The following is a 21054-nucleotide window of genomic DNA, read 5'->3' on the forward strand; positions in this document are numbered from 1 at the left end:
ATGAGCGCCGGAAAGTGTCCTTTGCTCCGGGCACTGCATGCCAATCGGCCCCCGCCGCGCCATTTCCACCTGCCGCGACACGGGTCACGGCCAGCGATCATCCCCTAGGCGCCGATTGCACGCAGATCAGCCGCCAGCGCCCCGATGCCCGCGACCAGACTGCCAGCGCCCGCGACTCGATCTGCTTCGGCGTTCCATTGACAAGGATGTCGATGCTCAGGCGGTTCAGCACGAGCGCGGCATCGCCCGAAACCTGAATGCTCTGCTCGCTGCGGGCGATATGCCGATAACGGAAATGCCCGCTGGCGAAACCGGCGAGATAGCTTTCCTTGCTGTCCGTGCCGCCGCTGGAATGAATGTAGCGGAGCGCCGGGTCGAGCAGGCGGTCGAGCTTCGCGGTGTCGCTGGCCAGCATCGCGGCATAGCGCTCGTCCTCCAGCGCCGCGATGGTGACGACCGGCTCCTGAGCGGGGAGCGCGGCGAGCGCGCTCATGTCCCGCCCACCCCAGCCGGCGGCCTCCGCCTCGGCCAGACGCGACCGGTTCAGCGCGGCGAGCGGCATCGCCAATCCCTGCGCCGCGGCAAGCTCCAGCACCATGTCCAGATCCTTGCTGATCAGGTGGACCGTCGCGGCCGGGGTCCAATCCTGCGTTTTCAGCTTTTCCACTTTCGACGCGATATAGGGTGAGGCTGCGGCGCTCCCCGCGATCAGTTCGATGGCGGCGGTGCGGTCGAGCCCCGCCCCCTCGGCCAGATGCAGCGCCTCAGCCAGCGCTCCGTTGATCGCCGCGACCAGGGAGTTGACGATCAGCTTGGCGGCCCGCGCTTCTTCCGCCGGACCGAGCCAGGTGACGCGGCTGCCCAGGACATCGAGGATCGGCCGCTGCGCCTCGAAGACATCGCGCGCGCCCGAGATGAACAGGCTCAGGGCGCCGTCGGCCGCCAGTCCGGTGCTGCCGGAGACCGGGGCTCGCAAATAGGCCACGCCGGCCTTCTCCAGCACATCCGCCCCTCGTGCCGAGGCGCCCGGCGACAGCGTGCTCATCTCGATCAACGTCATTCCGGGCCGCAGCGCGGGGGACATCTCGGCGAGCATCGCCAGAAAGGCGGCGTCATCGGAGATGGTGGAGATCAGAACCTCCACGCCGGCCGCAAGATCTGCCAGCGAAGCCGCTGCGGGCAAACCGCAGCCAGCGGCTCGGGCCGGGTCGATGTCGTAGTTCATGACGGGCCAACCTGCCGCCGCCAGACGCGGCGCCATAACCGAACCCATATGGCCCAGCCCGATCCAGCCGACCCGCGGCCTCATGACTGTGCGCCGTCATGGCTGCCGGGGCCGAGCCGATCGTCCCAGCGCTTCTTGAATACGGTGATGCTGATGGTCCCCCAGACCCCGGCCTTGTTGAAGGGATCGCCATGGTTGAAGGCCTCGGCCGTGGCGCGATCCGGGGCCTCGATCACGAACATGCTGCCGACAGCCGTCTCGCCATCGTCGGCAAGAAGCGGCCCGGCCACCACCAGTCGCACGGTGGCGGCCTTCAGATAGTCCTGGTGGGCCTGAAAGTGCTGCGCCCGCATTGCGCTGCGATCGCCGCCGTCGAGGCAGTGAATGCTGTAGAGCATGGTCTCTCCCTAGGTTCCCAGATAGAATTGCCGAACGAGATGGTTGTCGCCGAGGCTTTCGGCCGTTTCCCCCTCGAACGCGATGCTGCCGTGAACCAGCACCGAGCCGCGGTCGGCGATCCGGATCGCCTGGGTGAAATTCTGCTCGGCCATCAGCACGGTCAGTCCGAGCTTCGCCTTCAGGGCGCCTATGGTCTCGATCGTCTGCTTGACCATGATCGGGGCGAGGCCGACCGAGGGCTCGTCGACCAGAAGGATGCGGGGCATCGACATCAGCGCCCGGCCGATGGCAACCATCTGCTGCTCGCCCCCGCTCATGGAGCCGACGCGCTGCCGCCGTCGCTCCCCCAGCCGCGGGAAGGTCTCGAAGCACAGACGCAGGTTGCCCGATATCTCTCGCCGGGCGCAGGCCCGCCAAGCGCCGAGGACGAGATTCTCCTCCACCGTCAGATCACGGAACAGACGCCTCCCTTCGGGCACCAGAACGACGCCGAGGTCGACGATCTCTTCCGTTGCCCTCCCGGTCAAATCCACCTCGCGGCCGTCGAGCCGCGCACGAACCGTGCCGCGCGTGGGCTTCACCAGGCCCAGGATCGCCTTCATCAGAGTGGACTTGCCGTTTCCGTTGGTCCCCAGCAGGGCTACGATCTGCCCCTCCGGCACCCGCAGCGACACGCCGTGCAAGACCCTGACCGCGCCATAGCCGGCATCCAAATCGCGAACGACCAACGCATCATATGCCAAGATATGCAGCCTCCACTTCGGGGGTTGCCAGGACCGTCCGCGGGTCGCCTTCGGCGATCTTGCGCCCGGCCACGAAGACCGCCAGGCGCTGGGAAAATGCGGTGACGGCCCGCATGACGTGCTCGATCATAATGATCGCCGTACCGCGCACATTCTGCGCGAAGAGGAGGTCCAGGATCTGGTCGACCTCCGAATGGGAAAGGCCCGCCATCACCTCGTCGGCGATCAGGAGCGCCGGCTCCCGCACAAGGGCGCGCGCCAACTCCAGCTTGCGCAGATCCACCTGCGTGAGGCTGTGGGCGTAAGAGCGGGCTTTGTCGTGCAGTCCCACCAATTGCAGGCACGCGCACGCCCGCGCCTCCGCGTCCGCCATCGCCAGCGGGGGCACGGAAAACCGCAGCGGCACCGCCACGTTTTCCAGCACGGTCAAGCTCCGGAACGGCCTCGGCAATTGAAAGGTGCGGGTCAGTCCGAGCCGGGCACGCTCATGCGGCTTCATCCCGGTCAGCGGCTGGTCTTTGAACAGCACCACGCCGCTATGATTGAGGAAGTCCCCCGCTATGCAGTTGACGAATGTACTCTTCCCCGAGCCGTTGGGTCCGATCAGGCCGAGCCGCTCGCCGGGGGCGACCGCCAAGCCGATGTCGTTGAGCGCCGTGAAGCCGCCGAAGGTCTTGCCGAGACCGCGCACCTCGAGGATCGCGCTCATGCCGCGCCGCCTTTCCCGCGGGAGGCCTGGACGAGGCCAAGGATGCCCTTGGGTGCCAGCATCACGAACAGGATCAATACCCCGCCCACGATGAGCAGGTTCCCGGCGGAGGAAATCGTCACCGTCGCCCCCTGCTGCAGCGCGCTCAGCAGCACCGCGCCGATCACCGGACCGACCCAGCTCTGCGTTCCGCCGATCAAGGTCATCGCCATGGTGTTGATGGTGTAGGTCAGCGAAAAAGCCGCCTCGGGGTTGAGATAGGAGGCATAGTAAGGCAATGGCGCCCCGGCCATTCCCATCATCGCGCCGCTGATCGCCGTGGCGATCAGCTTCAGCCGCAGCGTCGGCACCCCGGCGGCGGCCGCCGCTCGCTCATCGTCGCGAATGGCGGCAAGACCCATGCCCAGGCGCGACCGCTCGATCCACGCCGCCGCAGCAATTGCGCCGAGCGCCAGGACGAGCATCAGCACGAACAGGAACTCGCTGTAATTGCCGAACAGGTTATTGCCCTGCGGGCGCATCGTGTAGGCGCCGGATGACCCGCCCGCATAGGACCAGTTCACCACCAAAGTCTGCAGCACCACCGCCAGCGACAGCGTGGCGATGGAAAAATAGACGCCGCGCAGGCGCAGCGTCAGCCATCCCACGGCGAGCCCCAGCCCGCCGCTGATCAGACCCGCCGCGAGCACGCACAGGACCAGATCCAGGTTCAGGGACTTGGTCAGAAGGATCGTCGTATAGGCCCCGGTGGCGAAGAAGGCCGCGGTGCCGAAGTTCACATAGCCGGCATAGCCCGCAAGGACGTTCCAGGCGACGGACAGAAGCACATATTGCAGGATCACATAGCCTGTATACCAGGCATAGTCATTGCCGATCAGTCGCAACGCAAAGATCAGAACGATGCCGGTTGCTGCCAGGCCCAGATGAAAGCGAAGGAGGCGGCTCATGTGTGGGCCCCTCCGAATATGCCCTGCGGGCGCACCGTCAAGACGGCGAGGAGAAGGCCGAAGGCTACAGCGGGCGACCAAGCCGGTCCCCACAGCGTGGCGGCAAGATTCTCGATCACGCCGAAGAGCAGCGCGGCGACCAGCGTTCCGGGCAGGCTGCCCAGGCCGGCGAGGATCACGATCGCAAGGATGCGCCCGATGAAGACGTGACCCGAATGGGCGTCCACCGGCTGGACCACGATCAGGCAACCCGCCGCGATGGCGGCCAGCGCCACTGAAATGCCGAAGGCCACAGCCTTGATCCGTATCGGATTGATGGCGAGAAAGCGCAGGGCGTCGCGATCCTGTGCCACCGCCGCCACCGCCCGGCCCGTGAAGCTGCGGCGCAGCCAAACGAACAGCGCGCCGATGCATGCCAGCGACATCATCGCGGGAAGCAGCATCCGCAACGGCAGGTCCACCGGACCGAGGCTGAGAGTGTGCCCACCATAGCTGGTTTCGACCCAGCGCTGGTCGGCACCATAGATCAGAACGAGAGAGACTTCGATCAGGATCATAAGTCCGAAGAAAAATGCAAGTCCCTGCATTGCTTCGTCACCACTCTGCTCAAAAAAGTGGTGGTAGACCCTGTAGAGTCCCACGCCCAGAAACCCGAAGGCGGGCGCGACCAATAAAGCGGTCAGAAGCGGGTCGAGTCCCGACTGCGAACAGAGCCCGGCGATCACGAAACTCGCCAGCACCATCATCGCCGGGTGGGCGATGTTCACCACGTCCAGCATCCCGAACGACACCGCCAGCCCCATGGAGGCGATGGCGTAAAGGCAACCCAGCAACAAGCCGGAGACGATCGCATTGACGATCAGCACGGGGTCCAGCATCTGGTCTCCATCCATGAAAGAGGCCGTCCCGGCGTCAGGGCGGCGGGCGCGTCAAGCGGCGGGGAAACCCGGGCGCAGCACACCCGATTTATACTGAGGAGGATAGAGAATGACTTGGACTCCCGGCTTTTTGAACTGCTGTAGGTCGTTGCCGACGATGCCCTGATACTGAACGTAGACGTTGCGTTCCTCCACCCATTCTCCTGTCTCGTCGAAGCGCAACTCGCCGATGATGGTGGGGAAGCTGTCGCGGTGCAGCTCCGCGCCGATGGCCGCCTGGTCCAGGGAGCCGGCGCGCGTCACGGCCTGCTCGAGCACCTGCATCTGCGCATAGGCGAGTGGCGGAGCGTAGAGGCCCAGCGTCTCGGCCCCCTTTGCTTCGGCGACGGCCCGGTAACGATCGAGGAAGGCGGTGGTGCCCGCGAAGTCCATGGTCGGTTCCGGGGCATAGACATCCCAGCAGACGAGATTGTTCAGTTGCGCGCCGAGCTGCGCCTTGATCGCCGTCACCTGCGGGCCGACCATGCCGCCGCCCAGCATTTTCGCCGTCAGCTTCAGCTCGCGCACGGCCTTGAGCAGCCCCACCGAGTCCGGTGGATAGGAGGCGAAGAACACCAGGTCCGGCGTGGCCGACTGAATCGCGCGCACGATGGGCGAGAAATCCACCGTCGAGGGTGGGTAAGCGCGATCATAGACCACCTTGATGCCGCGCAGCTTCGCCTGGGTGCGCGCGCTTTCCATGGCGCGGTTGGAAAAATCGCTGTCGAGGCCAGCGATCGCGACGGTGGTGGGGGCCGGATCGAGCGCCTTTGCGACCTCGAAGAAGCCTTTGGCGAAATCTTCGTTCATCTTACGGCCGACGGGGCTGATATTGGCCGCGCGGCCATATTTGAACATTTCGTTCGTGCCCGACCCGAGAAGCGAGATGAACGCCATGCCGTGGCGCACGATCACCGGCATGGCGGGAGCGATCAGGGCCGTGCCGTAGGAGGAGATGACCAGATCGACTTTATCTACATCCAGCAATTTGGTGTAGATGCCGGGCACGCTCGCGCCGTTGCTCTGATCATCATAATATACCAGCTTGACCGGCCGCCCCAGCAGGCCGCCACGGGCGTTGATGTCGTCGCCCCAAACCTGCTGCGCCAGGAGCGCCGAGCGGCCATTTCCAGCCAATCCTCCGCTGAGTGGCGTCGAGAACCCGATCCGTATCGGCTCTCCCGAGGCAGGCTGCGCCAAGCTCTTCTTCCCCGCAAAGCTCGCGACTGCAGCGGTGGCAAGAAGCCCAAAGCTTCGCCGTGTCATTTCCCTGTTCACCGGCATCCTCCCCGTTGTGGCTGACGCGCTTTGGTACGGTGCGGCAGCTCTTTTTTGCACCATCGCCATGAATATATGAATTGTCAAATAAAATATAAATTCTGTTGACGCCATTCCCGTCGGTCCCGAGGATGGGAGCGAAGCCGCGGGCGCGGAGGGCACGATGACGCTGGAGATTTCGATGCTTGAAGAGGTGGAGGCGCGCCGCTGCGCTGCGCTGATGGCCGGAGATGCCGGGGCGCTGGAGGCGATGCTGGCCGCCGATCTGGTACATATCCACCTTGACGGGCGGGTGGACGACAAAACGGGCTACATGGCCGGCTTCCGGGAGCAATACCTGTTTCGCGATGTCGTCCGGGGGGCCCTCAACATCCGAACCTGGGGCGACAGCGCCGTCATGGTGGGGCCGCTGACGCAGCGGCTGACACTTCGCAAGAGCGGGGAGGAAATCGCTGTGCGCGCCATCACCACCCAGACGTGGCAGCGCTCAGGCGGCGAATGGCTGCTGACCACCTGCCACAACGCGCCGGTCGCCAGCTGACAGGGGGAGAATACGATGCCTTTGGCAGTCTTTTCGCTTGATGACGACATGCCGAAGCTCGGCAAGGTCTTCGATGATGGGGTGGTCGATCTCTCGGTGGCGGCGCCCGGCCTGCCCAAAGATGTGATCTCCTTCCTGAGAGCGGGCGAGCCTGCACTTGCCGCATACCGCGCCGTGGGACCGGACGCCGTGGGCCGGCTGCCGCTGTCATCGGTCCGCCTCCATCCGCCGGTGCCGGCTCCCGAGAAATACCTCGCTATCGGCATGAACTATTCCGACCACGGCGCGGAGGCCAGGCAGCTCGGCCTGGAGGTGCCGCCCTATCAGCTCTGGTTCAACAAGCAGGTGTCATGCATCGTCGGTCCCTATGACGATGTCGTCCTGCCCAGGGTTTCGGAAAAGCTGGATTACGAGGCGGAGCTGGCGGTGGTGATCGGCAAGGCCTGCCGCTATGTCACGCCGGAGGCGGCGCCTTCGGTCATTGCCGGCTATATGGTGGCGAACGACGTATCGGCCCGCGATTGGCAGTTGCGCACCGGCACCATGACTTTGGGAAAGTCCTTCGACACCCACGGCCCGACCGGTCCCTGGCTGACATTGGCGGAGGAGATCGCCGATCCGCACGATCTGGAGATCCGCATGCTGGTCAATGGCGAGGTGCGCCAACACGGCTGCACATCCCAACTGATCCACAACATATGGGAGCAGGTCTCCTATCTCACGCAGGTGATGACGCTGAAGCCAGGCGACATCCTGGCCACAGGAACGCCTTCGGGGGTCGGCGTGGCGAAGGTGCCGCCGGTTTTCCTGCGGCCCGGAGATGTGATGTGGGTCGAGATCGCCGGGCTCGGCTATATCGAGAACCGGGTCGTGGCCGAGGCATGACCCGGGGGCGTGGAATCTATACCTTCCGCGCCCGCCATTGCGGCATCTCGGCCTCCCCAGCTTCCCGGGCCGCGGTAAGGAGAGCTTCGGCAGTCATTTTGAAATGCTCGGTGATCGCGATGCAGGCGGCATCGACGTCGCGACTCTGCGCCAGCGCGGCAAGCTGAATATGCTCCTCGCGCACGTCGCGCTTGCCCAAGGTCAGGCTCAAGGTCACCGACCAATAGCGATATCGCTCGCTCCGTTCATACAGCATCTCGCGCAGGTCCAGCAGGCAACGGTTCGGGCACGCTGCGACCAAAGCGCTATGGAATTCGCCGTGCGCTCCGAGCCAGGCCGGCGTTGGCCCCTGAGGGCCATTGCCTTGTCCCGCGTCATGCAACCGGGTCAGCCGGTGCTGGGCTGCGACGAGGCGGCTCTCCCATTCCACGTCGCCGTGCGCGATCGACTTGCGCAGGCAGGACACCTCGATCTCGGCGCGGGTCTCGGTCAGCTGCTCGAATTCTTCCCAGGAGATCGGGGCGACGGCAAACCCCTTCTGAGCCTCCATCGTCGCCAAGCCGCGCGCGGTCAGTCGCGACAACGCCTCACGCGCCGCTCCGAGACTGACGCCATACATCTCGCAAACATAACTGGACTTTATCTTCGCCCCGGGCAGGAGGCGGCATTCAAGAATGTCCCGGCGCAGATTCTGATAGACAAGTTCCGACTGGGTTGGCGATTTGTGATCCAAGCTATGCCCCCGCGAACCTCCGGAATAATATATATTTTCATTTGAAATGTGCAAGATTTCTCTCGGGCGGCATCTTCCTGTATGCGCCAGCCCGGTGTCTTCGCGGTTCGCGATGTCATTGCTCTTAAAGTGCCCGGTATCGGCAGGACGCAGCGGCTGACGACCTGGGCAGATCGGTAGCGTGATGGGCCGCTCGATCCGGCTGCTATCGCCGGCAGCGGATGAAGCCTTGATGGGCGTGACATAGGGGATGCCGGCTATCCGGATCCAACGATCCGGGGCGAGGCCACGTGATCCGCGCCACGCCGCGAGAAGCGGTGAAAATGCTCGCTTCTCAGACTGAATGAATTGTCATGAAAAAGGAAATGGTGCCCAGGGGCGGAATCGAACCACCGACACTGCGATTTTCAGTCGCATGCTCTACCAACTGAGCTACCTGGGCGCCGGAGCTGCCTTGGGCAAGGCGTCCGGAGCGGCGTGTATAGAGAGTTCGGATCGGCCTGTCCAGACCTCCATATCCGGCCTGTGGAGGGCCGGTTCTGCGTCGGGGTCCCTCGGTCAGGGGTCCTCAGTTTGGGGGGCGGCTTGAGGACGCGGTTCGAGGGCTTGGCTCGAGGGTTTGGCTCGAGGGTTTGGCTCGAGGGTTTGGGTTGGGCGGCGCCGCGGCGTCTCAGGCCGCCCCTTCGGTGGCGAGGTCGATCACCACGCGGCCCCGCACCTGGCCGGCGATGATTTCGGCGGCGATTTCGGGCAGGCGGGCGAAGGGCTCGACCCGGGTCATCGCGGCGAGCTTCGCACGATCGAGATCGCGGGCGAGGCGCGCCCAAGCGCGCGCCCGCTTCGCGGCCGGGGCGAAGACCGATTCGATGCCGAGGAGCGAAACCCCGCGCAGAATGTGCGGCATGACGGTGGCCGGAAGATCCGGCCCGCTGGCGAGCCCGCAGGCCGCGACGGCCCCGCCATAGGCGGTTTGGGCGAGCACATTGGCGAGGGTCGTCGAGCCCACCGAATCCACCGCGCCCGCCCAGCGTTCCTTCTGCAGCGCCGGCCCCTTCTCGGCGAGCGCGGCCCGATCGACGAACCCGGCGGCGCCGAGATCGGCGAGATAAGCCTGGGTTTCGGGACGGCCGGTGGCGGCGATCACCCGATGCCCGGCTGCGGCGAGCAGCGCAACCGCCATCGAGCCCACCCCGCCGGCGGCGCCGGTGACCAGGATTTCGCCCGCGCCGCGGGCGCAAATGTCCCATTCCTCCAGCGCGTCGGCGCTCAAGGCGGCGGTGAAGCCGGCAGTGCCGATCGCCATCGCCTCCTTCAGCGAGAAGGCCTCGGGCAAGGGGGTGATCCACTCCGCCTTGACGCGCTGATAGCGGGCATAACCGCCCCATTCGGTCTCCGAGAGGCCCCAGCCGGTCACTATGATCTTGTCGCCGGGCCGGTAGGCGGGGTTGCGGCTCTCGACCACCGTTCCCGCAAGGTCCGCGCCGGCGACCATGGGCAGACGCCGCGCGATGCGCCCCCGTCCGGTCAGTGCGAGACCGTCCTTGTAATTGACGCAGGAATAGGCGACCTCGACCAGCACCTCATGGTCGGGAAGGTCGGACAAAGCGAGGGTGCCGAAGGCGGCCTTGGGTTTTCCGCCCACGTCCGCAACGATCATGGCCTGGAACCTGTCGGACATGCCTGTCTCCTTTCGGCTGCGCCCGGCCCTCCTCGGGGCGCCGGTTGCCGGCGGACCGTCGCCCGGTGGCGGGTGACTTGCGCCGTCGCTCTCGTGTATAAGCCGCGTTTCCGGCAGAAGGACAAGCCGCGCCGAAACGTCTGCGCGGCGCCGCCGGATTATGATGAGGGAGAGTAAGATGCCGACCCGTCCCGTCTCCGACCGCACCCCGAGCGCCGCGACCCCGTCTCGCCGCGCCGAAGGCTGGCGTCCGGATACGTGGCGATTTTATCCCTCCGTGCAGATGCCGTCTTATCCCGATCCGGCCGTGCTCGCCGCGGTCGAGGCGAAGCTCGCCACCTATCCGCCGCTGGTCTTCGCCGGCGAGGCGCGGCGCCTGAAGGCCGAGCTCGCCAAGGTGGCGCGCGGCGAGGCCTTCCTGCTCCAAGGCGGCGACTGCGCCGAGAGCTTCGACGAGCACAGCGCCGACAACATCCGCGATTTCTTCCGCGTCTTCTTGCAGATGGCGGTGGTGCTGACATTCTCGGCGGGTTCCCCCGTGGTCAAGCTCGGCCGCATCGCCGGTCAGTTCGCCAAGCCCCGCTCGTCGGATTTCGAGACCGTCGACGGCGTCGATCTGCCGAGCTATCGCGGCGACATCGTCAACGACATCGCCTTCACCCCCGAGGCGCGGATCCCGGATCCGCGCCGCCAGATCGAGGCCTACCGCCAGTCGGCGGCGACCCTCAATCTGCTGCGCGCCTTCGCCTCGGGCGGGTATGCCAATCTGTCCAACGCGCACCAGTGGATGCTGGGCTTCGTGAAGGACAGCCCGCAATCGCACCGCTATCAGGAACTGGCGGGCCGGATCACCGAAGCGCTCGATTTCATGCGGGCCTGCGGCATCGATCCCCAGTCGCACCCGGAAATGCGGACGACCGATTTCTTCACCAGCCACGAGGCCCTTCTGCTCGGCTACGAGCAGGCGCTGACACGGGTGGATTCGACCTCGGGCGACTGGTACGCGACCTCCGGCCACCTCTTGTGGATCGGCGATCGCACCCGCCAGCCGGATCACGGGCACGTGGAATATTTCCGCGGCGTGCGCAATCCGATCGGCATCAAATGTGGTCCGTCTCTCACCCCCGATGGCCTCATCCGCCTGCTGGACGTGCTCCAGCCGGACAATGAGGCGGGCCGGATCACCCTGATCTGCCGGTTCGGCGCCGACAAAGCGGGCGAGAGCCTGCCGGCTCTGGTGCGGGCGGTCGAGCGCGAGGGCCGGACCGTCGTGTGGTCGTGCGATCCCATGCACGGCAACACGGTCAAGGCGGCGTCGGGCTACAAGACCCGTCCGTTCGAGCGCATCCAGTCGGAGATCCAGACCTTCTTCGACGTCCATGCGGCCGAGGGTACCTATGCCGGCGGCGTGCATCTCGAAATGACCGGAAAGAACGTCACCGAATGCACCGGCGGCGCGCGCGCCATCACCGACGAGGATTTGCGGGACCGCTACCACACCTATTGCGACCCGCGCCTCAATGCCGACCAGGCGATCGAGATCGCTTTCCTCGTCGCCGAACTGCTGAAGCGCGAGCGGCTCGCCCGCGGCCGTCCCGAAGTGGTGGCCGCCGAATAGACGGCGCCGCTCTCCCGCGAAGACAGACCGCCCCGGCTCAGGCCGGGGCGCCCCGCGCCGCACCCGTGACGCCGTCGAACGCTCCAGGCACCAGTTCCGCGACCAGAAGACGGTCCGGATCGACCGGCCCCGGCATCACGATCCGGCCTGGTGGAACCGGTTGGAAGCCGAAGCGGCCGTAATAGGGCGCATCCCCCACCAGAATGACGAGCTTGTGGCCGGCTGCCTGCGCCGCCGCCAGCGCGGCGCGCATCAGGCGCGCACCGATGCCGTGCGTGCGAAACGGCGGCTCCACCGTCAGCGGTCCGAGCAGAAGCGCAGGCACGGTGCCGATGGCAATGGGGGTGAGCCGCACCGATCCCACCATCATGGTGCCGATATGCGCCGTGAAGGACAGGGTCCGGTCGTGCGGCACCCGTTCCCGCAGCCGGAACGCGGTGCGGGTGAAGCGCCCCGGGCCGAAGGTGCGGCGATGCAGCTTTTCGATCGGATCGGAATCGGCTTGGGTCTCGGGCGCGATGGCGATGGGCAATTCGGTCATGGATCAGGGCCAGGCAGGAGCGGACGGCCCGCTCCGGCTTCGGCCGGTCAAGCGGGCAGGCGAACGGAGGCGGGCGCCGCACGGCGCGCGGGGTCCAGTCGTCGTCGCTGCATTGCCTGAAACATGAAGCCCTCGTGCGGGCCTCGTCGACCACGCGGGCGGCGCGATAGCATGCGGGCGCGGGCGGGTCCAGCCCCGCCGCCGCCGAAGCCGGGGCCGAAAGCGGCGCGGCGCCCCGGCACGATGCGGCGGCGCCCGGCGATCAGGACGGAAAGAGCAGCTCCGCCGCCGCGGGCGCACTCGGCGCGCCGCCGCCCGCGATCAGTGTGGCCATGTGGGCAGGGGAGGTGCGGGCCGCGAGGTTTTCGTGCATGGCCAGAAGATTGGAGCGCAGATTGGCCTGCACCAGGGCGAAATCGTTCGACTTGCGCGCATCGTGGAACGGCAGGGCGTCGAACACCGCTTGGGAATACGCGAACGGGATGTCCTTGACCGGCTTCGCCGCCCGCGCAGGGATCTGCACCGCATGCGCGATCAGGGCGGCGCGGGCTGCCGTCCAGGCCTCGGGCGCGATGCTGGGCGGCGGGGTGTGGCGGTCGAATGCCTCGGCAGCCAGCTCGGCGAATCCGTCGACCCGGTAGCCCCCGGCACGCAGGAAACTATCGAGCATCTCGGTGACCATGGTGACGCCGAGCGGGTAGAGGCTCCAGCGTGACTGCGTCAGCGCATCGTTGAAATCCGCCTCCTTCATCAGCGCCGTAAAATGCGGCCCCGAGCGGCCGCGGGCATAGTCCATGATGTTCTTCTGGACCAGGAACGCGCCCCGGCTGTCGAGGAAATCGACAAGATCTCCGCGGCTTGCGATCGGCGGGGTCCCGCGGGCGATGTTCAAGATGCGACGCAGCATGCCTTCAGTTTAGGGTACATCTTCCGCAGTGTCATGCTGCAACGCACAAAGAAAAACGTCTGCGACGAAGGTTGAATACGGTAGGGGAACGCTTGGTGTTAGCTTGTACCGTGGCCAGAGGAAAAAATGGGCGAAGGCCGGCCCGGGGGGAGTTCAGCCGATCGCGGCTTCGAAATCCTCCAGGATCGGTCTTTGCGGCCGCAGATTTTCGGGGTCGAAACGCCAATCAACGGGAGGGCTGGATCCATGCTGACATCGCAGGATGAGGTCTACTGGACGAGAACACGAAAATTGATGTTCGTGATGCTCGGCCTGTGGATATTTTTCGGCTTCATTGTCCACTTCTTCGTCAACGCCTTGAACAAGATCGTGATTTTGGGCTTCCCACTCGGCTTTTACATGGCCGCGCAGGGCTCGCTGATCGCGTTCGTCGTGATGCTGTTCTGGTTCGCACGGTCCCAGGAAAAGATCGACCGCGAATGCGGCGTCTCCGAAGACGAATAGGGGGGAGCGACAATGTCGACACAAAGCACGTCCCCCGCAGGCGGGGATTTCGTTTCCAATCTCGGTCGCATCTACACCATCTATACCGGTGGCTTCATCGGCTTCGTGGTGCTTCTGGCGGTGCTCGAACAGTTGGGGGTGCCGAATCGCATCATCGGCTATCTGTTCGTGTTCTTCACGCTGGGCGTCTACGCGCTCATCGGCGTGATGTCCCGCACCATGGCCGTGTCGGAATATTACGTCGCCGGGCGACGCGTTCCGGCGATCTATAACGGCATGGCGACCGGCGCCGACTGGATGTCGGCGGCCTCCTTCATCGGCATGGCCGGATCGCTGTATTTCCTCGGTTATGACGGCCTCGCCTTCGTGCTCGGCTGGACCGGCGGCTACGTCCTCGTGGCGATCCTGGTCGCGCCGTTCCTGCGCAAGTTCGGTGCCTATACCGTGCCCGACTTCATGTCGGCGCGCTTCGGCGGCAACTTCGCCCGTTTCCTCGCGATCATCGTTCTGCTGTGCTGCTCCTTCACCTATGTGGTGGCGCAGATCTACGGCACCGGCATCATCGCCTCGCGCTTCCTCGGCATGAGCTTCGAGTTGGCGGTCTATGTCGGGCTCGCGGGCATCCTGGTCTGCTCGATGCTCGGCGGCATGCGGGCGGTCACCTGGACCCAGGTGGCGCAATATATCGTCCTGATCATCGCCTATCTCTTGCCGGTGGTGATCCTGTCGGCGCAGAAATACGGGCTGCCCCTGCCGCAATTCACCTATGGCCAGGCGCTGCAGGACATCACGCGCCTGGAACAGGGCATGATCACGTCGGGACTTGCGGGCGCCAGCCTGAAGGAGCATGTCGCGCCCTTCACCAGCTATTCGCCGCTCAACTTCTTCGCGCTCATCCTCTGCCTGATGGTGGGCACGGCTTCGCTGCCCCACGTCTTGATGCGCTACTTCACCACCCCGTCGGTGCGTGAGGCCCGCGTCTCCGTCGCCTGGTCGCTGCTGTTCATCTTCCTGCTTTACTTCACCGCGCCGGCCTATGCGGCGTTCTCGAAGCTGGAAGTGTACCAGAACGTCATCGGTCAGCCGCTCTCCAGCCTCCCGGCCTGGATCTACACGTACGGCAAGCTGGAACTGGTGAAGGTCTGCGGCGTCAACGCCATCGACCCGCAAGCGATCATGGCGGCCTGCGCCAAGATCGCCAATCACGGCGACTTGCTGCGCCTGCCCGATCTCGCGATCAACACCGACACGATCGTGATCTCGACCCCCGAGATTGCGGGCATGCCCTATGTGGTTGCCGGCCTCGTCGCCGCGGGCGGCCTCGCCGCCGCCCTCTCGACCGCCGACGGCCTGCTGCTGGCGATCGCCAACGCCCTCAGCCACGACGTCTATTACAAGATGATCGATCCCAACGCGCCGACCCAGCGCCGCCTCGTCGTCGCCCGGGTTCTGCTCGTGATCGTGGCCGTGCTGGCCGCCTTTACCGCCTCGACGCGGCCCGCCGACATCCTCGCCATGGTGTCCTGGGCCTTTTCGCTGGCGGCGGCGGGCAATTTCCCGGCCCTGGTGCTGGGCGTCTGGTGGAAGCGGGCCAATACGGCAGGCGCCATTACCGGCATGATCGCCGGGTTCGGGGCCTGCCTCTTCTATCTCGTCGTCTCGCGCTATTACCCCGCGCTCGGCGCCTCCTCGTTCGGCATGACCTCGCTGCTCAATCCGATCACCGGCGCCCCGGTGGTGGACGTGGCGAAGGCCCTGGCGAACCCTGCGACGGCGGACGCGGTCCTCGCCTCCAAGGTGGGCTGGTTCAACGTGAACAACATCTCCTCCGCGCTGTTCGGCCTGCCGATCGGTTTTGCGGTGATGATCATCGTGAGCCTCCTCACACCGGCGCCGTCGCGCGAGATGCAGAACTTCATCGACGAAATCCGCAAGCCGCGTGGCGGGACGATGCTCAAGGAGAAGTCGGCCTGATCATCGGTCGCGTCGCGATCCAGGGGCGGGGCCGCAAGGCCCCGCCCATTTTTTCGCCTCCCCACCGAGCGGTCGGTGATCTTCTGGGCCTCTTGCAGGATCCGCCCGCCGGGCAGAAGAGGGCGTGGCTCGGGCATCTCCGCAGCGGCAATCGGCTATCAATCCCGGCACGAGAGTGTTTTATCGTCCAGACGACGCTTCCGTCCGACCGGACCGTCTCCCGCGGCGCAGACAGGAAACCCCGATGGGCACAACGTCTCTTTTTTCCGCCTGGGCCTTCCAGCTCCCCAATTTCGTGCTCGCGGCCTTGATGTACACCTTGCTCGGCCGGTTCCTGCTCTCCTTCTTCTTCGGCCCGGCCTCGACGAATTACATCTGGCGCGCCTTCGTCAGGATGACCGATCCGGTCCTGCGCGTGGTCGCCGCCATCACCCCGCGCGCCGTTCCGGACGTGGTCATCCTCGCCTTCGGCGTGCTCTGGCTTCTGGTCGCGCGCGTCGCCTTGTTCGCCGCCTTTGCGGCAGCCGGCGCCATGCCCGCACCGGGAGGCGCGGCATGAGCCGGATCCAGCCTTATCTCTTCCCCATCCTCGGCATCGCCGCGGTCAACGGAATCTTCTCGCCGCTCGTCCTGCCGGCCGCCATCCTGATGGCGCCTTTCCTGCCCGGCTTCTTCACCAGCAGCGTGTCGGTCCTGTTCTTCCTGACCTCGCTCGTGATTTCCACCTGCACCATCATGGTTGCGGGCGTGCCGGCGGCGCTGTTCGAGCGCGTCACCGGCCGGAAGGAGACCGACGAGGTGACGATGTGGATCTGGCTCGCCGGGACGGCGGTGATTTCCATGCCGGCGGTCTCGCGGTTCTTCACCGTCGGCTTCTGAGCGAACGGCCGGCCCAGCCTTAGCCTGTTGTGCGCTGCAACATAAATTGACATTCGCCGGCTTGACGTCGCGGCCGCGTTGCAGCCAGCATACGGGGCGGGATGGATCAAAATTGGCCACCGGCCCGTTATGGCGTCGAGTGGTGGTTCGGCAGTGCATCGCAGCGCGCGCTCCCGGTTGAGCGACGACAGGGGAGGCGGCGCGGCCGGTCCTTTGGAGTGCGAACATGGAAGACATCAATCGCCTCGCGCAGGTGACGGTTGCGCGCGCGTGCGCCTTCGCGTTCCTGGGCATCGCCTGCGTCATGGTCGGCCTGAGCTTCGACCCCAGGGCCTCGTTCGAGGCCGGCGGGGTTCTCACGCTCGTCCTGACCTTCGTCCTCATCCTGAAGGCCAATGGTGCGTCGCGGACCAATCACCGCCGCACCGAATTGTGGTCCTATCTTCCCGAGCGCGCTCGTCCCGCCGAGCCGCAGGCGAAAGTGATGGTCAGCCTGGCGCTGCGCGAGGCCTATTTCACCTTCGCCCGCCTGTCTGCCGCGCTCGCGAGCGGCCTGCTCGCTCTGTCTCTCCTGCTGGGCCTGATCGGCTGATCAGCGCCCTCCCGCGTCCGGCGTCCGCTGCGCCATCAGAAGGGTGTGCAGGACCGCGTCGGCGCCGGCGGCGATACGCAGCGCCTCCTTCAGCGTTGCCCGGCGTGTGGCATCGAGACGGCCGGGCTCCACTTTGTTGGAGGGCGCCACGCCGCGGCCGGCGTCTTCGATCTGTTGATGAAGGATCTCCGCGAGCAGGATGGCATGCGCGTGGATGAGGTCGGAGAGGTCCCGCGCCGCCCCGAGCCCGGCCTGCGCGAGCCCATCGAGCCGGGCCGGGGTGGCGTGCGCCCGCACACCATGCGCGATGGCGAGGATGCGCGCCGCCCGCACGATCGGGAACAGGCCGCAGCGTTTCAGGTCGACGCGCCCGTTTTCGGTGCGGATCGCCCCGAACAGGCCGAGCGCGGCGGGGCTCTCGCCACCGGCCTCCGCGAGCAGCTTGAGAAAGTCGAAATGCCCCCGCGTCGCCGCATAAGCATCGGCGAACAAAGCGGCGGCGGGCGCCGGTGCGCCGTGGACGCAGGCGAAATCGTAGAAGATATCGACGCTGAGCAGGTCCTGGGGCCGCGCGCGGCGGATCCATCCTTCGAGCCGGTGGCGCCAGCTTTGCGGCGTGCCGCGCCAATCCGCCTCGCGCGCCATCACCCCGCCCGGGCAATAGGGCACGCCCACGGCATGCAGAATGTCCGCGACGCGGGCGCCGAAAGCCGCGAACCAGCCGTCGACGTCCTGGCCGGGTGGCGCGTCGATCAGCAAGGCATTGTCCTGGTCCATGGCGAGCAGCGATTCGCCCCGCCCCGCTGAGCCCAGCACGAGCAAGGCATAGGGCGCTGGCGGCGGCCCGAGTTCCGCCTCCGCGAGCTCGGCGGCGCGTGCCGTGAGGGCTCCGAGCTCGCTGGAAATCACCGCCGCCACATCGCGCGCCGGCACGCCGTCCGCGACCAGACCGCCTGCGACCAAGGGAAGGCCCGCCCAAGTCTTGGCGAGCTCGGCCGGGTCTTCGCCGGCCGTGATCGCGTCATCGAGCGCGAAGCTGCCGCCGACGCGCGGCCGCAGCACGTCGCGCACCGACAGCATGCCGCAAATCTCCCCCGCCGCGTCGAGCGCGGCGAGATGGCGGATGCCGCGCCGCTGCATCCGGCCCGCGGCACGATAGAGAAAAGCGTCGGCCGGCAGCCCGCCGACCGGGCGCGATGCGAGATCGGAGACCGGCCGCTCCAACAGACCGGCGCCGTACCGCGTCAGGCCCCGCAGAATGTCGCGCTCCGTGACGATGCCGGTGTCGGCGGGCGCCAAGGGTGCGTCGGTCTCCCCGCGAACCAGGACCGAGCCGAGGCCGCGCTCGGCCATGAGGCGTACGGCCGCTGCGACGGTCGTGTGTCCGGGCAAAGCGAAGGGCGGCACCGTCATCACGTCCCGGATGCGGTGCCGGTAGAGCTGCGAATCGATCCGCACCAAGGCCTCGGCCGCCCGCATCTGCGCGGCATGACTGGCGGCCGGTGCCGCCGCGGGCTCGGCATAGCCGGCGCGATGATGCGCTTCCATGACGTCCGGTCGACTGCGGCAGGCCGCCTCCGCCTCGCCGAGGGTTCGGATCCCCGCCTCGCGCAGGAGCGGGACGAATACCGCGAACAGGCGGGCGGCGGTCTCGGCGTCGCCGAGCGCGCTGTGCCGCGGCCCGGGCGTCACCTCGAAGAAACTCGCCAGGGCGTCGAGCGAGACGTCGGCCAGCCCGGGGTGCACGACATGGGCGAGCAGCCGGACATCGAGCCGGCGGGGCGCTTCGAATGGCAGACCGGCCCGGCCGCATTCGCGCTCCAGAACCGCGATGTCGTAGCCGAGAGTATGACCGATCAAAATTCTGCCCGTCAGCAAAGGCGCGAGGCGATGCCATACGTCCCCGAAGGGCGGGGCCGCGGCGAGCGCGGCGTCGTCGATGCCGTGCACCCGCGTCGCCGCTTGCGGGATCGCAACGCCCGGCGCGACGCGGTGGCTTTCCGCACCCGCGGGTTCCGCCGCGATGCCGCGACCGGGCAGAACGGCGATTTCGACGATGCGCGCGACGCGGGGATCGAGGCTCGTCGTCTCCGTGTCGAGGGCGACCCAGTCGAGGCCCAGAAGCGGGGTCGAGGTGAGCGGGGAGGAGGTGAGCGGCGCGTCCATGGCGGCACCCGCATTCGGGAGAGGACGTCAGATCTTCATCGGGTCGGACTTCGGGGCGGGCGGCGTCGCGGGATTGGGCGTGGCCTGCGGGGGCACCGGCGCGGGTTTGACGCGCCGGATCAGGATGTCGCCGTTCGGCAGGACTTCGGGCATTTCGTAGGGCAGGGTGGCGTCCAAGGCCTGATCGAGCCGGTCGAGGCCGCGCTGCAGCGCGTCCGTCACCGCCCGTTCGATCCGAGATATCGCACTCTCCGAGGCCGGGGGCGCGGGCGGCGGGCTCGTCTGGGCGAAGGCAAGAGACGGAATGGCCAGGGCCGCGCAGACGAGCGGCAAGCCGGCTTGACGCACCAAATGGCGCAGCGGGCGAAGCATGGGCGCCTCCTCTCGCGGCGGCACGCAGTTGCCGCCGACCACGCTCACGCTATCACAGGCGGGCCTGCGCGGCACGCCCGCCGCGCAGGCCCGCAGAAGCGTCCCGTCCCCGAAGCGAACGGGGCAGATCAGGATTTGAAGCGCTTGGCGAGCGCGTCCGCGGCATTGCGCAGCAGGCCGAGATCGGCACCCACCGCGACGAAGCGGTAGCCCCAATCGATGAAGCGGCGCGCCTCCTCCTCATTGGCGGTGAGGATGCCCGCCGGCTTGCCGATCTTGGTGAGACGCGTCACGGCATCCTTCAGCACGGCCTGCATCTCCGGCCCGGTCCAATTGCCGGAATGGCCGAACGAAGTGGACAGGTCGGCCGGGCCGATGAACACACCGTCCACGCCGTCGACACCGGCAATCGCCTCGAGCTGGTCGAGGGCTTCCCGGGTCTCCACCTGGAGCAGGACGCAGAGTTCGCTCTCGGCCTTCTGGAGATAGCCGCCGACCCGGCCATAGCGGCTGGCGCGGCCTGAGGCGGTCACCCCGCGAAAACCGGCAGGCGGATAGCGGGTGGCGGCTACCGCCCTGCGGGCCTCCTCCACGCTCTCGATATAGGGCAGGAGCAAGCCCGGCGCGCCGATGTCGAGCAGGCGCTTGATCTGCACGGGATCGTTCGCGCTCGGCCGCACCAGCGGCGTCGCGGTGCCGCCCCGGGCCGCCTGGAGCTGGGTCAGGATTGCCGGAAGCTCGTTGGGCGAATGCTCGGAATCGAGCAGCAGCCAGTCAAAGCCGGAATCCGAGACCAGATCGACCGTGATGTTGCTGCACAGGCTGCACCACAGGCCGATCTGCAGGTCGCCCGCCGCCAGGGCGTGCTTGAAGGCGTTACGCGGAAGGTCCATCGCTGCGGTTCCTTGCGGGGTCTGTTCGGACGGGCGTCTTCGTCGCTGCGGCGTCGCGCAGGACGTCCGCCCTCCTGCATTCGGCCGCGGGCAGGGTCAATCCTTCACGGGCGTCGAAGTCTGAGCCTGGTCGGGAGCGGGAAACAGGTTGCTGAGGAGTTCGCCCGCCATGTTGAAGGCGGCGACGCCACGGAACAGCGTGGCGATTCCGGCGCTCGCATGCAATTCCTCAAGGGTGGCCCCAGCCTTGATCGCGGCGCGGGCGTGGTTCGCCGCCGCCTCGGAGGTCTGGGAGAGGAGGATGGCGAAGCACATGAGCTGCACCGTCTTCTGATCCAGCGCGTCCGGCGTCAAGGCGGCGATGCGCCAATCTTCCAGGGCGCCGACCAGATCGGGGTCGACCGTCATCGAGAGCTTGAGGCGCTTGGCGATTTTCGGCGGGGTGAAGCCGAGCATGTCCTCGTAGCGGCGTTCCAGGTCTTCGAGCGTGCGGGGGGCGCTGGCCATCGGGTCTTCCAGGTGCGGGATTGGGCCGGGGGCGGACCCCCGGCGG

At 66.7% G+C, this 21054-nt stretch carries 23 protein-coding genes and 1 tRNA gene; 8 read left to right on the forward strand and 16 right to left on the reverse strand.

Annotated elements, in window-relative coordinates; genetic code table 11:
- Nucleotides 1–97: 97 nt before the first annotated feature.
- Genes EDC64_RS18965 through EDC64_RS18995 form a run of 7 tightly spaced genes read right to left on the reverse strand, consistent with a single transcriptional unit; the run spans nt 98 to nt 6218 of the window.
- Complete coding sequence (locus EDC64_RS18965; RefSeq protein ID WP_132034305.1) at nt 98–1309, reverse strand: NAD(P)-binding domain-containing protein; 1212 nt, start codon at nt 1307–1309, stop codon at nt 98–100.
- Complete coding sequence (locus tag EDC64_RS18970; protein ID WP_132034307.1) at nt 1306–1623, reverse strand: YciI family protein; 318 nt, start codon at nt 1621–1623, stop codon at nt 1306–1308. Before EDC64_RS18970 ends, EDC64_RS18965 begins: the two co-directional genes overlap by 4 nt.
- Nucleotides 1624–1632: 9 nt before the next feature.
- Complete coding sequence (locus EDC64_RS18975; RefSeq protein WP_132034309.1) at nt 1633–2367, reverse strand: ABC transporter ATP-binding protein; 735 nt, start codon at nt 2365–2367, stop codon at nt 1633–1635.
- The gene (locus EDC64_RS18980; RefSeq protein ID WP_132034311.1) at nt 2357–3076 is read right to left on the reverse strand and encodes an ABC transporter ATP-binding protein; all 720 of its coding nucleotides are present in this window, start codon (nt 3074–3076) and stop codon (nt 2357–2359) included. The genes EDC64_RS18975 and EDC64_RS18980 overlap by 11 nt, the downstream gene beginning before the upstream one ends.
- Nucleotides 3073–4023, reverse strand: a complete 951-nt coding sequence (locus EDC64_RS18985; protein ID WP_132034313.1) for a branched-chain amino acid ABC transporter permease — start codon at nt 4021–4023, stop codon at nt 3073–3075. Before EDC64_RS18985 ends, EDC64_RS18980 begins: the two co-directional genes overlap by 4 nt.
- Nucleotides 4020–4901 carry a branched-chain amino acid ABC transporter permease gene (locus tag EDC64_RS18990; RefSeq protein ID WP_207916135.1) on the reverse strand — a complete coding sequence of 294 codons (882 nt, stop codon included), beginning with the start codon at nt 4899–4901 and terminating at the stop codon, nt 4020–4022. The genes EDC64_RS18985 and EDC64_RS18990 overlap by 4 nt, the downstream gene beginning before the upstream one ends.
- 51 nt (nt 4902–4952) lie before the next feature.
- Nucleotides 4953–6218 carry an amino acid ABC transporter substrate-binding protein gene (locus EDC64_RS18995; RefSeq protein ID WP_207916136.1) on the reverse strand — a complete coding sequence of 422 codons (1266 nt, stop codon included), beginning with the start codon at nt 6216–6218 and terminating at the stop codon, nt 4953–4955.
- A gap of 163 nt (nt 6219–6381) precedes the next feature.
- Here EDC64_RS18995 and EDC64_RS19000 point away from each other — a divergent pair, with 163 nt between their 5' ends.
- Both EDC64_RS19000 and EDC64_RS19005 read left to right on the forward strand, forming a co-directional pair.
- Nucleotides 6382–6759 carry a nuclear transport factor 2 family protein gene (locus tag EDC64_RS19000; protein ID WP_132034314.1) on the forward strand — a complete coding sequence of 126 codons (378 nt, stop codon included), beginning with the start codon at nt 6382–6384 and terminating at the stop codon, nt 6757–6759.
- A gap of 15 nt (nt 6760–6774) precedes the next feature.
- Nucleotides 6775–7644 (forward strand): fumarylacetoacetate hydrolase family protein, encoded by an 870-nt coding sequence (locus EDC64_RS19005; RefSeq protein ID WP_132034316.1) that lies wholly within the window; start codon nt 6775–6777, stop codon nt 7642–7644.
- A gap of 16 nt (nt 7645–7660) precedes the next feature.
- Here the strand turns inward: EDC64_RS19005 and EDC64_RS19010 are convergent, their stop codons facing one another.
- The 3 genes from EDC64_RS19010 to EDC64_RS19020 form a co-directional block, all read right to left on the reverse strand.
- Entirely contained in the window at nt 7661–8377 is a 717-nt protein-coding gene (locus EDC64_RS19010) for a GntR family transcriptional regulator (RefSeq protein ID WP_132034318.1), read from the reverse strand.
- A gap of 366 nt (nt 8378–8743) precedes the next feature.
- Nucleotides 8744–8819 (reverse strand) — tRNA-Phe (locus tag EDC64_RS19015).
- 228 nt (nt 8820–9047) lie between these two features.
- Nucleotides 9048–10055 carry an MDR family oxidoreductase gene (locus tag EDC64_RS19020; RefSeq protein ID WP_132034320.1) on the reverse strand — a complete coding sequence of 336 codons (1008 nt, stop codon included), beginning with the start codon at nt 10053–10055 and terminating at the stop codon, nt 9048–9050.
- A gap of 178 nt (nt 10056–10233) precedes the next feature.
- Between EDC64_RS19020 and EDC64_RS19025 the strand changes: the two genes are divergently transcribed.
- Nucleotides 10234–11673, forward strand: a complete 1440-nt coding sequence (locus EDC64_RS19025) for a class II 3-deoxy-7-phosphoheptulonate synthase (RefSeq protein ID WP_132034322.1) — start codon at nt 10234–10236, stop codon at nt 11671–11673.
- 37 nt (nt 11674–11710) lie between these two features.
- Here EDC64_RS19025 and EDC64_RS19030 read toward each other — a convergent pair whose 3' ends face one another.
- Nucleotides 11711–12214 (reverse strand): GNAT family N-acetyltransferase, encoded by a 504-nt coding sequence (locus tag EDC64_RS19030; RefSeq protein ID WP_132034324.1) that lies wholly within the window; start codon nt 12212–12214, stop codon nt 11711–11713.
- Between the two features lie 262 nt (nt 12215–12476).
- Complete coding sequence (locus tag EDC64_RS19035) at nt 12477–13121, reverse strand: hypothetical protein (RefSeq protein ID WP_132034326.1); 645 nt, start codon at nt 13119–13121, stop codon at nt 12477–12479.
- 126 nt (nt 13122–13247) lie between these two features.
- On the opposite strand from EDC64_RS19035, the gene EDC64_RS19040 reads away from it, so the two are divergent.
- From EDC64_RS19040 to EDC64_RS19060, 5 genes are all read left to right on the forward strand, one after another.
- Entirely contained in the window at nt 13248–13625 is a 378-nt protein-coding gene (locus EDC64_RS19040; RefSeq protein WP_245504783.1) for a DUF4212 domain-containing protein, read from the forward strand.
- 12 nt (nt 13626–13637) lie between these two features.
- Nucleotides 13638–15599 carry a sodium:solute symporter family protein gene (locus EDC64_RS19045; RefSeq protein WP_132034328.1) on the forward strand — a complete coding sequence of 654 codons (1962 nt, stop codon included), beginning with the start codon at nt 13638–13640 and terminating at the stop codon, nt 15597–15599.
- Nucleotides 15600–15843: 244 nt separating this feature from the next.
- Nucleotides 15844–16158 (forward strand): YggT family protein, encoded by a 315-nt coding sequence (locus EDC64_RS19050; RefSeq protein ID WP_132034330.1) that lies wholly within the window; start codon nt 15844–15846, stop codon nt 16156–16158.
- The gene (locus tag EDC64_RS19055) at nt 16155–16478 is read left to right on the forward strand and encodes a hypothetical protein (protein WP_132034332.1); all 324 of its coding nucleotides are present in this window, start codon (nt 16155–16157) and stop codon (nt 16476–16478) included. Before EDC64_RS19050 ends, EDC64_RS19055 begins: the two co-directional genes overlap by 4 nt.
- A gap of 226 nt (nt 16479–16704) precedes the next feature.
- Nucleotides 16705–17070, forward strand: coding sequence for a hypothetical protein (locus EDC64_RS19060; protein ID WP_132034334.1), 366 nt, complete (start codon nt 16705–16707; stop codon nt 17068–17070).
- On the opposite strand, the gene EDC64_RS19065 is transcribed toward EDC64_RS19060, so the two are convergent.
- The 4 genes from EDC64_RS19065 to EDC64_RS19080 form a co-directional block, all read right to left on the reverse strand.
- Nucleotides 17071–19236: a DUF294 nucleotidyltransferase-like domain-containing protein gene (locus EDC64_RS19065; RefSeq protein ID WP_132034336.1), complete on the reverse strand. Its 2166-nt coding sequence runs from the start codon at nt 19234–19236 to the stop codon at nt 17071–17073.
- A 27-nt stretch (nt 19237–19263) separates the two neighbouring features.
- Complete coding sequence (locus EDC64_RS19070; RefSeq protein ID WP_132034338.1) at nt 19264–19608, reverse strand: hypothetical protein; 345 nt, start codon at nt 19606–19608, stop codon at nt 19264–19266.
- A 128-nt stretch (nt 19609–19736) separates the two neighbouring features.
- On the reverse strand, nt 19737–20501 hold the full coding sequence (locus tag EDC64_RS19075; RefSeq protein ID WP_132034340.1) for an HpcH/HpaI aldolase family protein: 765 nt from the start codon (nt 20499–20501) through the stop codon (nt 19737–19739).
- A gap of 96 nt (nt 20502–20597) precedes the next feature.
- Nucleotides 20598–21008 (reverse strand): carboxymuconolactone decarboxylase family protein, encoded by a 411-nt coding sequence (locus EDC64_RS19080; RefSeq protein WP_132034342.1) that lies wholly within the window; start codon nt 21006–21008, stop codon nt 20598–20600.
- Nucleotides 21009–21054 lie beyond the last annotated feature (46 nt).

This window comes from Aquabacter spiritensis, assembly GCF_004346185.1.
Classification (GTDB): Bacteria; Pseudomonadota; Alphaproteobacteria; order Rhizobiales; family Xanthobacteraceae; genus Aquabacter; species Aquabacter spiritensis.